The sequence below is a fragment of the Brevundimonas sp. genome, assembly GCF_013912065.1.
Taxonomy (GTDB): domain Bacteria; phylum Pseudomonadota; class Alphaproteobacteria; order Caulobacterales; family Caulobacteraceae; genus Brevundimonas.
This window is the reverse complement of sequence record NZ_JACESA010000037.1, coordinates 1-14,242: the sequence shown is the minus strand read 5'-3', so window position 1 is coordinate 14,242 and position 14,242 is coordinate 1. Positions and strand designations below refer to the sequence as shown.

Here is a 14,242-nt window from a genome sequence, read left to right as displayed (position 1 = left end):
TCGACCGCCTCGAATGTCGGGAAAAGAGATAGAAGCAGGCGTCGCACTTCCTCATACGATGCCGCAACCTCTCTGCCGTAGCGCCGGTGACTGCGTTTCGGTCAAGGTTCGGATCGCTGATCCAGTCCACGTAGACGGTCTTTCCGGCCTCCTCCAGGATCCGCTTCACCCCCATGACGAGACTAGCGTCCCGAACGGAATGGGAGAGGAAAATGTCGAAGCGATCTGTCAGGGCGCTCAGCGCGGAGTCGAGAGCGAGCGCGAACGCCAGCACATGAGCGGGCTCGTCCTCTGCTACGCCAGCGCGAGCGCGGGCTTGAGCTTCAGTTAGATACATACGGTCAAGCTGAAGCGTAGACCCGCCCGTGTCCAATTGGAGATTGAGTAGGCATCGGAAGTCCGGGGTTCAGCAACTCGAAGCGGTTTGACGCCCTGCTCCCCGAAGCGCGATCTTGTTTTTGAAGGACCTGCCGCCGGGAGGCCGACAATGCAGCGGCCTTCATTGCGCTGGGTACTGCGGAGAGCGCCACAAGCGAACCAAGAGCGACGGCTCTATAGCGGATGTCAAATCCGGATCTGCGTGAGCGACACTTCCAATCCCTTCCAGCCATATTCTCTTTAGCAACGGCAGGTCATAACTTCCGCATGGCCTTGCCTTGGGACTTCAGCTCGGACCACTGTCCGGTCGTATACCACTACACCTCGATCGAGGCGGCGCGGGCGATCGTTGAAAACCGGACCTTTCGGCTCTCCGAGTATACCGCGCTGAACGACGCTTCGGAGTTTTCGTATGCTCGTGATCGACTGATCGGCCTTATGCGGGATCGACAGGTCTACACGGACCTCACGACCCGCATTTTCGTCGTGTCGGAGCTTGAGGGGCTGACCGCAAACACCGGCCTCATGATCGGGTCATTGACTCCTCGGCGCGACGATCTGGGGCAGTGGCGAAGCTACGCGGGCGATGGTGGCGGGTGCGTTCTGGGCTTGGACGCACGGCATCTCGAACACGACGCCGGCGTCGCGATCCGGACCGTGGTTTACGACGAAGCCTTGGTCGACCGAATGCTCTGTCTCGGCTTGGGCGTCGTCCAGCAACAGCTAGAGGATGATCCTGACGATCACCCGACGCTTTCGGACTATGCGCGGCGCCTGTGCGTCGACCTCTTTTCGATGAAACACCCTGGCTTCGCGGACGAGCGCGAAGTGCGGATATCGCGGATGCTAGTTCGCAATGGCGACGGCGCACTCGAGGACGTTGGTGGAAATCGGACGGGCGGAGAAAAGACACCTGCGCTTCCAGTGGGTCTTCGCGCCGGCCGTTTCGGGCCGACGCGATATGTGGATGTGCCCCTCGCCCGCCAGGATGGTTCGTCGGCGATAGTCAGCGTCGGCATGGGCCCGACCATGTCTGCGGACGCCGCCCCTGAGGCCAGCGACTTCTTCCAGTCTCACGGGCTCGAAATCTGGCGCTCCTCGCTCCCATACCGGGCTTGATATTCAGAAAGCCGCTTCTGCTGGGCCGAAAGGCCCGTTCTGGTGACGGCCCGACCCCGCGATGGCGACCTGCTAGCGCTTTATCAAGCCGAATGTCAGAGGCGTCCAAAAGTCGGCGCGGATCCGAGTGAGACGCAGGACACCTGCGGTATTCAGGCCCCGACTCCAAGCCCGGTTAGTCCAAGTCGGCCCGGCCATAGCCAGACCTCCACTTGCCTGTGAGCGCAAGGACAGGGTTGCGGCTCCGTCGAAACAGCCGACATCGCCGGCCTTGGGGTTCAACACCCGCCCCTCGAAGACATAGCTGAGGACGGCGTCCCCGGCTTCGTTCGCCGGCCTTAGTTCAACGGCCTTCAGGGTTGATATCTGATAGCGATCGTCGGCACTTTCGAGTTCGAGATAAATCCGGGCGAAGGTGGTCCGGATTTTCACCGACACGGGAACCTCGACCAAGTCCGGCAAGGGCCTAGCCAAGTCATCCACGTCGAGAGCGGGTGCGCCAGCCTGTTTGGCCGCCTCCTTAAGCCGCTCGACGACGGACCAATTCGAGGCGACCACGCCCGACCACTCCCCGTCAAGCTGCGGAGCCTTGCGTTGAAAATAGGGGACAAGCCACAGCAGCCGCCAGATCGGCGTCGCGACGAAAACCGTCACTAAAAGCGAGGTCAGGCTCATACCGCTTTGCAATGACGGGAGGATTTCGCTTCCGACCAACAAGCGCGCGCCAATGATCGCGACGCAGATCGCCAAAGCTGCCGTGAGCCAAGCCTTCCAACCCAGAACGGAATGCATTTCGCCCCCTTGCGGTCACAATCTTTAACCCTAGATGTAGGGTTCGGGCGCGCTCAGGACAACAACATGCGGTATAATGCACATCGGCTTCTTCATCAGGCGGCGAATCAACCGTGCCTGAGATGCGAACTGGTTATCACCGACGCGCAGAAGCACAAACTCCAGACCGCACAGAAGCTGGTCCGCAACGCGCTTCGTGCAGGGCTGCGGGTGGCCGGTGCCTATCTGACCCAGGACGAGGTCCCTCTGGTCAAGGCGCACGGGGTTCCGGACCCCGCCGCCCTGTCCTTTACCCCGAAGTTCCGCACCCAAGGATCTTGGGCGTACGGCACGCTGAATCAGCCCGCGAAGGCCTGTCAGCAACTCGACCTCGATGACGGCATGTATGTCCCCATGTCGATCGTCGGGCTCAACCCGGCCGTGGCCTCGAACACGCTGTTCGCGATCGTCGAACGCATCCTGGGCGCCCTCTGCGACGCCCAAGGCTGGACCCTCGACACAAGCAAAAGCATCTGCGTCCGGGTCGTGATTGATGCGGAAGCGCACCTCGACCTCAACATCTACGCCATCCCTGACGTGAAGATGGCCCTACTTGAAAAAGCCTTTCATGCGGCGGCCAATCGCGCAATGGACGGCTCCGCGTTCTCGTCCCCGCCGCCCGAAATCCGGCTCGATCCGAGCGAGATCTATGTCGCCCACCGGACTACAGGCTGGGAGCAGTCGGACCCGCTGGAACTCGAGGACTGGTTCGTCAATGCGGCGGCGCGTCATGCCAGCTGGACCGACCTAAAGCGGCTTACTCGCTATCTCAAGGCGTGGCGGGACTACCACTGGGACAGCTGTCGTTTGAGCTCTCTGGTCCTGATGGTCTGCGCTGTTGAAGCCTTGGACGAAGCCAATACCCCGCCCCAGCCTGGGCGGGACGACGACGGGCTGCTGGTGGTGGCCCGCGCCCTGTCCGCCAAGATCGCGGGCGTGGTGTGGAACCCGGTGGTTGACGACAAGGCCCTGAACGACAACTGGACCACAACCGAGCAGAACCAGTTCGAACTCAAAGCGCGCGCCCTCGCCAGTGAATTGGACGGTGCTCTCAACAACGAGACCAGCATCTTCAATGTCGTCGAGCGCTTCCGCAGGCTCTTCGGTCATCGGGTGCCGGACAACGCCGCTCTTGTGTCGCCCATCGCATCCGCAAGCCAGGTGCGCTCCACCGTTGCAGCGCAAAGCCCATCGCCCCGGGTGGGGTCCCAGACCTCCGGGTGACGCCTCTGGAGACCCGCGCTTGGGCGGCCCTCGACGCCGCCCTCAAGGCGCGAGGGTTCGCCTATGTGCAAAGCCGACGCGGGATCACCCGCTATCGCGGCGACCTCCGGTCGGGGAGGACCACCATCGCGGTCGCGGTCTGCGTGACTGATCCGGTGATGACGACGCCACCGAAGATCTATGTCGAAGACCTCGCGATCCGCAGGCGCCTTTTGGCCCACCTGAACGCCGATGACAGCCTCTGCTTCGCCGAGAAAGAGGTCGAGGAATATGATCCCTACAATGCCGGAGGGGCCATCCTTAGGGTGCTCGAGTCCGCCAAAGAGACGCTCGACCAAGTGCTCCACGCTTCCACGCTCGCCGACCGCCAAAGGGAGTTCGTCTCCTACTGGAACCCTGACACCTATCTCTATACGGACCTCCCCGCAGGGTTCTCCGGTCGCGCGCGCTGCTGCACCTGGAACAGGGTCGGCGGGCGAGACAGTTTGGTGATCACGACACCAGAACGGGTTAGCCGATGGAGCCGGGACAAGCCTGACGATGTACGGCAGGCATATGTGCTGCGCGGCAACCGCCCTTTCGACATTCGGCGAGGCGGAGGGCCGGGCAAAACCCTCGCCACGCTAAAGACTTGGATCGCGCATTTCGTCGATGAGCCGGACGCCATCGCCCACGCATTTGCGCCTGCCTTGGTGGACAAGGGGCACATCATCCTTGCGGCCGAGAACGGGGTCGTCGCCGCGTCATTCAAATGGCCCGAGTTCGCCAGGATCGCCTATGCGAAAGCGCCCCAGAATCGTCGCGCCCGATCCATATCTCACGGAGAGAACGAGATGACCCTCGATCGTGGCCTTGCCGACAGCGTCGCTCTCCCGGACTTGGTCAACGGCCGGCTCAGCGCGCCTTCTCCCCTTATCGGAAAGGCCGTCGCAGTCGTGGGCGCGGGCGCAATTGGTTCCCGAGTCTGCCTAGAGCTGGCGAGGTCCGGCGCCGGTCAATCTCAGCGCCCCATGTTGATCATCGACGGCGATCAGTTCTCGACCGCCAATTTTGGCCGCCATGTCCTGCCGGTTTCCGCGGTTCGCCTCGCCAAGGCCGGCGCTCTCGCCGCCGAAGTTCGACGGCTCCATCCCGACCTGACGGTGGAGGGCGTGGCCACCGACGTGTTCGGGGTCACAGCCCGACTCCAAGACTACGACCTCGTCATCGACGCGACTGGCTCAACACCTGTGGGCCTTCGTCTCAACGATTTGGCCGTAACGACCCGCCGCCTAGGCAAGCCCTTCCCCCCGGTGATCCACGCCGCCATCCACGGCAATGGTCTGGCGGCCCAGACCGTGCTGGTCACCCGCTCAGCCCATGCCTGTCTAAAGTGCTTGCGGCCTAACCACGGCGAACTCAAAGCCAATCCCCTCAAACCCGGCGTGACCACGGCGGTCGAGAGCGGCACCTGCGGCGATGGCGCTCATATCAACTATGCAGCCCCGGCGCCGATGCTCGCTGCCACCCTTGTCGTTCAAGCCGCCCTTGAATGGGCGGCGGCACCCGACATGCCAGGTCCTCGCGTCCGCACTCGGGTGCTGGATCTCGAGCATACGGCTCCTCCGAAGGACCGAAACTGGCCCATCGAGCCGCTTTGTCCGGCCTGCCAAGGCCCGGTGACTTGAGTTTCGGCCCCCGCAACGTCCTTGTCGAACACATGGTGTTGAGCCGCATCAAGGCCATCGCAGAAGCCGCAGCCTTTCGACACGAGGTCGGTGGGATTCTGTTGGGGAGCTATCGTGGCCGCGATCTTCATGTCATCGACGCTTCCGCTCCTCAGAACAGCGACCGTTGGTCCCCGACACGGTTCTGGCGATCTCCAGCCGGTCACCAGGCCTTTGCGGATGCAGCATGGAGACGGTCTGGCGGTCTGGTAACCCATATTGGCGAATGGCATTCCCACCCGGAACTCCGCCCGACCCCCTCGGTGATCGACCGGGCGTCCTGGCTCAAGTCGCGACGTGAGCAGCGACGCCCGCTCGCCTTCCTCATTGTCGGGACCGCCGATGTCTGCGTCTGCGCCGACGCGGAGCTCGGAACGATCCGGGCGCTTGTCCCCATCGACCAAGACGAAATGGGCGTTCTGTTTGGGCATCCCCTGAGCGATCCATCGCGACCTGTGACCGTAAGCTAATGACGAAGGCACGTCTCGATGTTCCCGAAGACTGGATTTCCCGGACGCTGGATCACGCGGTCCAGCGCTATGCGAACCGGACGGGTGAACTATTCTATTTCAGCATGAAGGGTCACCACGAGGCGGTCCGTCACGCTTACGAGGACCTCGGTGGCGAAGGTCAGTGGTGGATCCCCACCCTCAGCAACAATCTGCTCAAGGCCATCGCCCTGACGTTGAACGGCCAGTGGCAGAACGACGTGGTGGAATGGTTGTGCGAAACCCAGGCCTTCGGATCATCAGGTGCCACGGACTTCTCCAAATTCAGGAAAAGCGCGTCGCCGGAAGCGGTCGACAAGCACGTCCGCCGCCTACGGGGATGCGGCCTCTCGACATTCCCGGAATACGCCACGCTCCGGGAACTGCACCTCGTCGCTAATGCGGTGAGGCACGGTCCGGGACGTTCCCTGACCGAACTTTGGGAAGCCCATCCGGAACTGTGGGCACCCGATAGCGAGATCATCCGACTGCGCCCTTGGTACATGCCCGCGAAAGAGCCCTTGTCTCAGTTCATCGTCAGCGAGGCTGACATGAACCGATACAACGATGCGGTTTGCACCTTCTGGAACCGGGTCGCTGAGGCAGCCCTCACGGAGGGTGAAGGATCAGACTGACCTGCGTCAGCGGTCAAAATTAACAGAGTCCGCACCCCAAGATCTCGATACTCGATTTGCTTAGCTACCCGCTCCCGCAAAGCAGACCAGATCGACGACGGCTCAGAGTCACGAGCCGCCATCAAGCCATGAAAAAGCCGCGCGCCCCCAAAGGGCGCGCGGCGAGTTTTCGCTCGATCTGTGCGCTGCGGCTATTCGGCCGCGAACGCATAGGCGTCGTCGTTCGGCGCGGTGCGGGTTTCGTCGTCAGCACCCTCGCCTGCCTCCTGCGCCTCCGCAGGCACACCAGCCTGCGTCCGCAACACCGACGGCAGCCAGCCCCGACCCTCCACTAGCCGTTCCGCCGCCTCGGCCATGTCGCCCTTTCTGAACCCGGCGATCCGGCCCGCTTCCTCCGGATTGACGGCCTCGGTCACCGCCTCCAGCACCCGCGCCTTGGCCACCCGCGAGAAGTAACTGGCCGCCGTCGCCGTCCACGTCCCGGCCATGTCGAGCCCTACAGCCGTCGCCAGCGTCTCGGCCTGCGCCAAGGCGCCGGGCCGCCGGTCGTGCGGATCGCGCACCGCGTAGAGACCGACCCCGGCGCAGCAGGCCATCAGGTCCAACTGCTCCGAAGGCGGCAGCGCGGCCACCACGCCCCAGAGGTCTTCCGGGCGCTCGGGCAGGCGCGCGCCCCACGCCTCGCACCGGTCGCTGACCCGGCGTCCGGCGGGGCCGTCCTCCACCCCCGGCGCCAGCCGCTCCAGCCCGGTCGTCGTCAACCGAAGCTGCAACGGCGTCCAGACGCCGTAGCCCGGATAGAAGACCTGCAGGGCGAGCGCGTGAACCACCGTCGCCAGCGCCGCATTCACATCGGCCTGCACCGCGTCGCGCAGACCCATGGTCTTGTGGGCGGTCAGGTCGATCAGCAGACGATCCGACAAGGCCGAGGGCGCCTCGTCCTCGGCGGCCTCCGCCTCCGAGCCCGGCGAATTGTCCGCACTCTCGTCCGCCGCCTCTTCCTCCTGCCACGGCGACGGCGGATCGGCGGGCACGTCCTCGGCGCGGACCAGTCCGCGCTCGAAGCGGGCGAGGCCGTCGTGACCCAGCGTCACCACGACCCCGGCCCGCGCCCTGGCCTCGTCGGCATAGGCGAAGTCCGGGCCGAAGGCCTGCAAGGCCTTGTCGATCTCCTCCAGCCGGGCGTCCACCTCGGGGGGGAACATTTCCGCCGCGTCGGTTTCAGAGACGAGGCGGTCGTATTCCTCGGACAGGGCCGCGATTTCGGCGACGTCCGCGTCCGACCGTTCGACCGCCACCGGATAGACCCGCCCGAACGCCGAAACGTCGGGGTAGTCCAGACAGGCCTCGGCCCATTTCCAGCCCTCGCGCTCGCGGGCCTCGTCGGCCAGTCCGGTCAGCTTGTCGCCGACCAGCCGGTCCAGCAGGACCACATCCTCCAGCCAGCCGCCGCCGTCCTCGGTGAACAGGTCGCGCAGCACCCCGCCCCCCTCGGCCTCGTAGGCCTCCACGCCGACGAAGCGGACGCGCCGGTCATCGACGCGGACCTTGGCCTCGGTCATGGCGCGGCGGATGGCGTAGGCCGGGGTGTGCGGCCCGATCTGCTCCAGCACCTGCCGTTGCCGCTCGCGGTCCTCGCTGACGCAGAAGGCGGTCAGTTGGTCGAGCGCCAGCGTCCCCTCCCGATAGGCCGTCATCAACTCCGGCGCCGCCGACCCGAGCCGCAGCCGCTGGCGCACCACATGGGCCGACACTCCGAACCGGGCGCCGATCTCTTCGGGTCCGTAGCCCTTCTCGGCGGCGAGCCGCTGGAAGGCCTCGAACTGGTCGGCGGGGTGCATGGCCTCACGGGTCATGTTTTCGTCGAGGCTGATCTCGTGGGCGTCGTTCTCGGCGTCCACGATGACCCGCACCGGATGGGTCCGCTTGATGGCCTTGCGCTTGGCCAGCAGCCGCAGCCCCTGACGGCGCCCCTCGCCGATGGTGACGAGGTAGTTTCCGGTGGGCGCGCCCTCCCCGTCCCGCTCGATCTCGACCACGGGCGGCTGCAACACCCCCTTGGCCTTGATGGAGGCCGCGAAGGCCTCGATGGTCGCCGCGCTGTGCGGCGTCTTCCTCGCATTCTTCGGCGAGGCCTTGAGCCGGTTGAGCGGCACGGTGATCTCCGAGCCGTGCTGCGGCGCGGTCGCTTCGGTCGCGGCGGTTTCGATGGATTGAGCAGTCATGTCTGCCTCCTTGGGCATGGGTTGCAGGCACGCGAACTGCGCGCCTGAAACCCTGCCCGTCGGCGAGACCGGGGTAGCAAGGGCCAGGGCGGACCGGCCGGAGGGGGATCGCCCGACCTGCACAAGCCTGCCCGTTATTCCGAGGATCGCGCCTTCGCCGGCGCGGAAGGTCGGGGAGACCGGCCGGTCCGGCGGCGTAGCCGCTTCACCCTGGCCCGCGCGGGGGCGGAGCCCCTAGCGCTTCCGACCGATGACGATCCGATCGCCCTTGCGCGGAATCACGCAGTGAACATACTGGGAACACGGAGAGGACATGGTCGCAACGGTCAGGAAGCCGCAAAGGACGTTGGAACGGGTCACCGACCTGTCGACCGGCGCGACCATCACCAGCGACCAGCTTCTCGCCATTGATCCCGACCGCTACCAGAAGATCCGCCGCAACGCTGCGGCCGCCCGCCGCGAAGGGGCGGCCGCCTATGTCTGCGAGCAATGCGGCCACGGCGTCTATGCGCCAAAGGAAGCGCGCACCCGCCTGCCCTACTGGCGTCACCACAAGGGTGCGCCGACGACCTGCCCCTGGTGGACAGGGGACCCCGCCACGGTCGATCAGCGCAGCGCCGCGCAGTTTCAGGGCGCGCAGGAGAGCCCTCTCCACAGCTGGCTCAAACATCAGGTCGGGGAGATTCTCGCCATCGATCCGGCGACGGAGGCCGGCTCAATCCATATCGACGAGTATCTGAGAGGCGAGACCGGCCACCGACGGCCCGACGTACGGGCGATCAACAACGGCCGAAGCCTGGCGCTGGAGATCCAGCTCTCAAGCACGCAACTGCCGATCATCGACAGTCGAGAGCATTTCTACGGGCGAGAGGGTTACCACTTGGTCTGGCTGACGTGGAAGTTCCAGCCCGTTCCTCGCCGGCTGCTTTTGACGGCGTTCCTCGACATTTTCTATTCGCACAACAAGAACCTGTTCTCACTCGATGAACAGGTCCTGGCCCAATCGCGCGAGGAAGGCCGCTTCCTCGTGCGCTGCCATTGGGAGGACGGGCGCGACTGGCGGTCCGCGATCTTCGCCCTGTCTGATCTGCAATGGCCCGCCTCAGGCTTGCCCTACGCCGTCGCGCCCTGGAACGTCGGCTATCTGCGTCGATGGCGAGAGGCCGTCGTGGAAGGGCACCTTCCGTGGCAGGCCCGGCAGGACCTGCTGCAGGAGCTGGTGGAACGCGTCGCCCTCACGGGGGTGGAGCCCCGCGACCTCGACACCCTGCAGATCCCGGTGCTCGTCAGCCTGATCCTGTCGCTGGAGCTGCGGCAGCCTGTGGCGACCAAGCAGAGCAACCTGGTCGAGATGCTCAACACCTTCTTCAGCAACAGCGAGGAGCGCCACAAGTTCGCGGGGCTGATCCGGCGTGTGGCCGGAGCGACCGATCAGTTGGCGGCTCTGCAGAAGCCGAGCGTCGCGCGCAAGCTCCGGGCCTCCCTCACCTCTCCCCAGATCACCCAAGGCTCCGTGGAGGGCCGCATCGTCCACGCACTGTTCCCTGATATTCTCATGCGCTCGGCGGCCTGACGACCGGTTCCGGCGCGCGCGGCGGCGCCAACCGCGCTCTTGCGCTACGGGGCGGCCGGGCGAAGGAAGTCCTCAAGGCGCGGGGCAGGCTGGTCCAGGTCCGTGATATGGGTCTCCGACCAGAGGATGGAGGTCTCGTAGAAGGACGTGCACACCCGCTCGCCGTCCTGTTCGAACCAGTGGGTCGCTTCGGGCAGAAGGGCGTGCGGGACTGGGTGTCGGGCGTAGGGATTGTGGAACACCTCCATCTCCGCCGACCAAGGTTCATAGCCCTGGGGCCAGAGCCCGCGGTACTCCGGACTCGCGACGTCAAGACAGAAGGGCTCGCCCTCCAGAGCCCCCGGCCGCCGATCGAAGAAGCGCCCGATGCGGCTGTAACGCAGCCCCTTGGCCTCGGCTCCAGCGGACACCATCACCCGGTTGAGCTTCGAGATGGCGCAGGCGTTGGAGAAGATGACGGCGGACAGCTCGGCGTGGTCGGCGTTGGCGAACAGTCCGGCGGGAAAGGCCGACGGCCCCTGCAGGTGCGCCGCCCTGGTGGTCCGCGCCACCTTGCGCCCGCCGTCGTCGGCAACCTCCGCCCCTTCGCCGTAGAGGTAGCCGATCAGGCCTTCGCGGCTCCAGAGCATCGACGCGGGCGCATGGAAGTCCGCGACCGCCAGCATGAACGGCTTGCCGGTGACGTGCGGCATCCGATCGTAGCCGCGCTGCAGCTTGCTGCCGAGGGTCTTGGCGAACCGAACAGCCGCCGGTCCGAAGAACAGCGCGTCTCGCTCAGTTGGCGGCGCGCTTCTCGGCGCGTTGACGTGCTCGAACGGCACCTCGGGGTTGGCGGTCACCGCTTCGACCCAGGCCTCTCCGCCCAATGGGTTCTGGATATGGAAGTCCGGGGAGTCCACAGGCTGACTGACGAGAAGCCCCTGCTCGCGGAAGGCTGCGAGCAGCTGAGCCTCCCACATCCGCGTGTGGAAGTTCCGGGTCTGGCAGTCGCCCGCCCAGTTCCGGTCCGGATTGGGCAAGGCGAGATAGAGCTGGTTCAGGACCCATGCGGCGAGATGGTGCGTGGGTCGCAGGAGAACCGAGAACTGATCGCCGGGCGTCCGACCCTTGAGATCGTGTAGCGGAGGCCGTGGCGCGGTGTTGGGCGGGAGAGGCTCTGGGGGCGCGCCGATGCGCAAAAGGAGCTCGAGGCGGGCCTTGGCGTCCTCAAGGCTTGCAAAGCCGATCTCCTCCCCGGTCACCGTCCAGACGTGATCGACGCGGCGTCGCATGGCGATGATCCCGAGCGAACCGTCCTCCGTCTTCTGGGTGACGATGCCGCACACCATCCCCGCTGCGTCGCCCCACGCGCCAATGGGCGGGCGGTCGCCAAAACCGTGGCCCCGCGGCAGGGCGAGCGCGAAGACGTCGAACATCGTCTGTGGGATCAACTTCATGACCCTATATGGACGCGGTGATCCGGAGAGCGAACCCATGAGCTTTGATGACCTGATGCAACGCCCCTTCCGATGGCCGAAGGCGGACGACAGACTTTTTCAGGTCTCGGCCCGGTGGGACGGGAACGCCGTGTTGGCTGAGCATCCGCATAGCCGAATGGTGCTGATGCTGACCGGCTACAAGCGGGCGGCGGACAGTCTGGTCAAGCAGGCCGTCGAGGATACGGCCGATCGTGACACCCTCGTCTTCCCGATCATCTTCAACTACCGCCAATTCCTCGAACTCTCCCTGAAGTATCTGATCTCGACCTACGGCCGGACCGTCGGAGTTGATCCCATCTGGAAGTCTCACGACCTCACCAAACTGTGGACGCAGTTCGAGGCGGTGCTCCAGGCGTTCGGGAGCGACGACGAGGACGGCGCGACCGCTGCGGTCGGCAGGCTCGTCGCGGAGTTCGCGACCGTCGATCCCGGCTCTTTCTCGTTCCGATATCCGGTCGACACCCAGGGGCGGCCGATCGAGCTGGCCCACGGCTATATGGACCTCTCCGTCCTTGCCGATGTCATCGAGGGCGTAGACGGCTATTTCACCGGCTGCGACGGCTATCTGGACGCCTTGGCGAGCGCGGGACCCTGACCCTAGGCCACCGGCCGATCCGCGCTGACCCCCGGCGCAGGCGTCGCAGGCCTCGGCGGGTTCAACCAGGCCTGAACCGGCCGGTCGAACCCATACCGGAACGCCGCCGCCCCCATGAACGCCGCCGCCAGACCGGCGGCCCAGACGCCCCAGCGCATCCCGATGGACCAGTCCGACTGTCCGACGGCGTCGAAGACGCCGAACCAGACGATGCGGGCGACTTCATTGGTGAGAAACATCGCGAACGACATCAAGCCGAGGTGTTCGATCAGGCGCGACGAGCGCACCACGGGCAAGGCTCCAGCCGCCCAGATGATGGGCGTCATCAGCAGCAGGGAGGCCAGGCCGAAGGGGCCAACGGCCTGACCGAGCGCGAGCGCACCGAAAGCGCCGAGTCCCAAGGCGCCCGCCACGGACGGACGCACGTAGACGCGCGCACCGACCACGGCGGCGGCCACGCCCAGCAGGAAGAGCGGAAGGGCGCGGAGGAATCCGAACCGCAGGGGCAGGCGATAGACCGGATCGCCCAGCCAGACGCGGCTGGCGACGTCGGCGGCGAGAAGCAGGGTGATCGCGATCGCGGCCGTGGCCCGGGGTCGGCTCCAGAGCGCCCGGCAGATCCAGGGCAGGAGCAGATAGCAGCCGATCAGAGCCGACAGCGTCCAGGTCGGCGCGTTCCAGCCGACGCCGCCCGGCACGCCATAGGCCTGCACGAGCAAGACCTGGGCGGGCAGCTGGCTCCAGTCGAACCATTGGGGATTGCTCGGTCGGACCCCGGCCAGAGCGGCGGCCGCGACCAAGGCCGCGAGACCGGCGATCACGGCCAGATGGGCCGGGAACACGCGCAGCAGCCGCTGGCGCGCGTAGGCCCCGACGTCGATCCCGCCCGAGGCCAGGCGCTCGCCGTAGATCCGGGCCAGCACATAGCCGGAGTCGATGATGAAGAAATTGGTCAGCAGGAACCCCCGGTCGAACACCGGATGGATCTGTCCGAGCGGCAGCGGGGCCGCTTCCCGGAAGTGGTAGAGGATGATCAGCGATCCCGCGGCGAACCGCAGCACGTCCAGCCACCCTCCGCGGGCGATGCGCGCGGGGCGGCGGGCCTGACCTTCCCCGTCGGAGCTTCTCGTCATTCGCGCTTCCCTGTGGCGGCGGGGCGTTCGTTGGCGTGAGGATGGTAGTGCACGTCCGCCCGCACCCCGTACAGGATGAGCGTTCCGGCGACGCAAAGCACGCCGAGCCCGCCGGCGATCATCAATCCGGCCCGGTCGCGGGGACCGAACACCAGACAGCCGCCCGTCACCAGGCTCATCATCACGCCGTAGCCGATGTAGAGCGGCGTTCCGTAGGCGCCGAGCAGGGAGAAGGCCATGCACAGGACGACGAAGGCCGCGATCAGGCTGGCGCCGACGGCGATTACGACATCAAGTACTGGCCGGGGCTTCGGCGGCCGGCGCGGGCTCGAGCCGCGGCGGCCCTTGTAGCGCCCTTGGCGCCAGCGGATGCTGCGGCTGCGGACCGTGAAGCGCTTGCCGGCCATGGGGTCAGGGCCGTTCTGAGACTGCCGGCGCGTCCTCGTGCCGCGCCAGCATGATCCGCATCCGCAAAATTTCGGCTTCCTGGGCGCGGATGATCTCCTGCGCCAGGCCGCGCACGTCATCCGCCTCGCCCTCCTCCACGGCGATCCTGGCCATGGCGATCGCGCCTTCGTGGTGGGCGATCATGCCGCGCAGGAAGTCGATGTCGGCGTCGCCGGAGTAGTCGATGTTCATTGCCTGGTGCATGCGGTCGGCGGCCTCCCGATAGGCGCGGGTCGACGGCGTATCCGAGGGCGCGCCCTCGTGGCCGGCGTGCCCATCAATCGCTCGCGCCTCGACCGGCGGCGGGGCGGAGGCGTCGGGGGCGCCTCGACGGGACAGAATGCCGAAGGCGAAGGCGGCGACGGCGAGGAAGACCGCGATCACCGAGATCCAACCGGTGCGCTTCATGG

Annotated in this window: 13 protein-coding genes and 1 pseudogene; 7 read left to right on the top strand and 7 right to left on the bottom strand. The window is 65.9% G+C overall.

What is annotated here, in order from left to right:
* Positions 1–274, bottom strand: a pseudogene (locus H2037_RS16915) (hypothetical protein); the annotation flags it as partial.
* 371 nt (positions 275–645) lie between these two features.
* Between H2037_RS16915 and H2037_RS16910 the strand changes: the two are divergent.
* A complete protein-coding gene (locus H2037_RS16910) occupies positions 646–1,497 on the top strand; it encodes a DUF2971 domain-containing protein (protein ID WP_054765678.1) in 852 nt (283 codons plus the stop codon).
* Positions 1,498–1,569: 72 nt separating this feature from the next.
* Here the strand turns inward: H2037_RS16910 and H2037_RS16905 are convergent, their stop codons facing one another.
* Positions 1,570–2,289, bottom strand: a complete 720-nt coding sequence (locus tag H2037_RS16905; RefSeq protein ID WP_054765677.1) for a hypothetical protein — start codon at positions 2,287–2,289, stop codon at positions 1,570–1,572.
* Positions 2,290–2,355: 66 nt separating this feature from the next.
* Here H2037_RS16905 and H2037_RS16900 point away from each other — a divergent pair, with 66 nt between their 5' ends.
* From H2037_RS16900 to H2037_RS16885, 4 genes are read left to right on the top strand one after another with little or no spacing between them, the layout of a single operon-like run.
* On the top strand, positions 2,356–3,552 hold the full coding sequence (locus H2037_RS16900) for a cyclic GMP-AMP synthase DncV-like nucleotidyltransferase (protein ID WP_112862343.1): 1,197 nt from the start codon (positions 2,356–2,358) through the stop codon (positions 3,550–3,552).
* Complete coding sequence (locus H2037_RS16895; protein ID WP_003169300.1) at positions 3,549–5,219, top strand: ThiF family adenylyltransferase; 1,671 nt, start codon at positions 3,549–3,551, stop codon at positions 5,217–5,219. The genes H2037_RS16900 and H2037_RS16895 overlap by 4 nt, the downstream gene beginning before the upstream one ends.
* Positions 5,216–5,728: a Mov34/MPN/PAD-1 family protein gene (locus H2037_RS16890; RefSeq protein WP_219895938.1), complete on the top strand. Its 513-nt coding sequence runs from the start codon at positions 5,216–5,218 to the stop codon at positions 5,726–5,728. The genes H2037_RS16895 and H2037_RS16890 overlap by 4 nt, the downstream gene beginning before the upstream one ends.
* Positions 5,728–6,381 (top strand): hypothetical protein, encoded by a 654-nt coding sequence (locus tag H2037_RS16885; RefSeq protein ID WP_054765674.1) that lies wholly within the window; start codon positions 5,728–5,730, stop codon positions 6,379–6,381. Before H2037_RS16890 ends, H2037_RS16885 begins: the two co-directional genes overlap by 1 nt.
* A 191-nt stretch (positions 6,382–6,572) precedes the next feature.
* Here H2037_RS16885 and H2037_RS16880 read toward each other — a convergent pair whose 3' ends face one another.
* Complete coding sequence (locus tag H2037_RS16880) at positions 6,573–8,606, bottom strand: ParB/RepB/Spo0J family partition protein (protein WP_292124279.1); 2,034 nt, start codon at positions 8,604–8,606, stop codon at positions 6,573–6,575.
* 313 nt (positions 8,607–8,919) lie between these two features.
* On the opposite strand from H2037_RS16880, the gene H2037_RS16875 reads away from it, so the two are divergent.
* Complete coding sequence (locus tag H2037_RS16875) at positions 8,920–10,179, top strand: DUF6035 family protein (protein WP_292113926.1); 1,260 nt, start codon at positions 8,920–8,922, stop codon at positions 10,177–10,179.
* A gap of 44 nt (positions 10,180–10,223) precedes the next feature.
* Here H2037_RS16875 and H2037_RS16870 read toward each other — a convergent pair whose 3' ends face one another.
* On the bottom strand, positions 10,224–11,594 hold the full coding sequence (locus H2037_RS16870) for a hypothetical protein (RefSeq protein ID WP_219898431.1): 1,371 nt from the start codon (positions 11,592–11,594) through the stop codon (positions 10,224–10,226).
* A 58-nt stretch (positions 11,595–11,652) separates the two neighbouring features.
* Between H2037_RS16870 and H2037_RS16865 the strand changes: the two genes are divergently transcribed.
* Positions 11,653–12,252: a hypothetical protein gene (locus H2037_RS16865; RefSeq protein ID WP_219895942.1), complete on the top strand. Its 600-nt coding sequence runs from the start codon at positions 11,653–11,655 to the stop codon at positions 12,250–12,252.
* Between the two features lie 2 nt (positions 12,253–12,254).
* Here H2037_RS16865 and H2037_RS16860 read toward each other — a convergent pair whose 3' ends face one another.
* The 3 genes from H2037_RS16860 to H2037_RS16850 all read right to left on the bottom strand — a co-directional run.
* Positions 12,255–13,385 (bottom strand): acyltransferase, encoded by a 1,131-nt coding sequence (locus tag H2037_RS16860; RefSeq protein ID WP_292113932.1) that lies wholly within the window; start codon positions 13,383–13,385, stop codon positions 12,255–12,257.
* Positions 13,382–13,792 carry a hypothetical protein gene (locus H2037_RS16855; RefSeq protein WP_219895944.1) on the bottom strand — a complete coding sequence of 137 codons (411 nt, stop codon included), beginning with the start codon at positions 13,790–13,792 and terminating at the stop codon, positions 13,382–13,384. Before H2037_RS16855 ends, H2037_RS16860 begins: the two co-directional genes overlap by 4 nt.
* A 4-nt stretch (positions 13,793–13,796) precedes the next feature.
* Positions 13,797–14,242, bottom strand: a 446-nt coding sequence (locus H2037_RS16850) for a DUF305 domain-containing protein (RefSeq protein WP_219895945.1), incomplete at its 5' end; no start/stop codon positions are given.

Bases quoted from the DNA above. Each gene is read 5' to 3' on its own strand.
- H2037_RS16865 (WP_219895942.1), top strand. From the start codon at position 11,653: ATGAGCTTTGATGACCTGATGCAACGCCCCTTCCGATGGCCGAAGGCG.
- H2037_RS16875 (WP_292113926.1), top strand. From the start codon at position 8,920: ATGGTCGCAACGGTCAGGAAGCCGCAAAGGACGTTGGAACGGGTCACC.
- H2037_RS16900 (WP_112862343.1), top strand. From the start codon at position 2,356: ATGCGGTATAATGCACATCGGCTTCTTCATCAGGCGGCGAATCAACCG.
- H2037_RS16880 (WP_292124279.1), bottom strand. From the start codon at position 8,606: ATGACTGCTCAATCCATCGAAACCGCCGCGACCGAAGCGACCGCGCCG.
- H2037_RS16855 (WP_219895944.1), bottom strand. From the start codon at position 13,792: ATGGCCGGCAAGCGCTTCACGGTCCGCAGCCGCAGCATCCGCTGGCGC.
- H2037_RS16885 (WP_054765674.1), top strand. From the start codon at position 5,728: ATGACGAAGGCACGTCTCGATGTTCCCGAAGACTGGATTTCCCGGACG.
- H2037_RS16910 (WP_054765678.1), top strand. From the start codon at position 646: ATGGCCTTGCCTTGGGACTTCAGCTCGGACCACTGTCCGGTCGTATAC.
- H2037_RS16905 (WP_054765677.1), bottom strand. From the start codon at position 2,289: ATGCATTCCGTTCTGGGTTGGAAGGCTTGGCTCACGGCAGCTTTGGCG.
- H2037_RS16860 (WP_292113932.1), bottom strand. From the start codon at position 13,385: ATGACGAGAAGCTCCGACGGGGAAGGTCAGGCCCGCCGCCCCGCGCGC.
- H2037_RS16870 (WP_219898431.1), bottom strand. From the start codon at position 11,594: ATGTTCGACGTCTTCGCGCTCGCCCTGCCGCGGGGCCACGGTTTTGGC.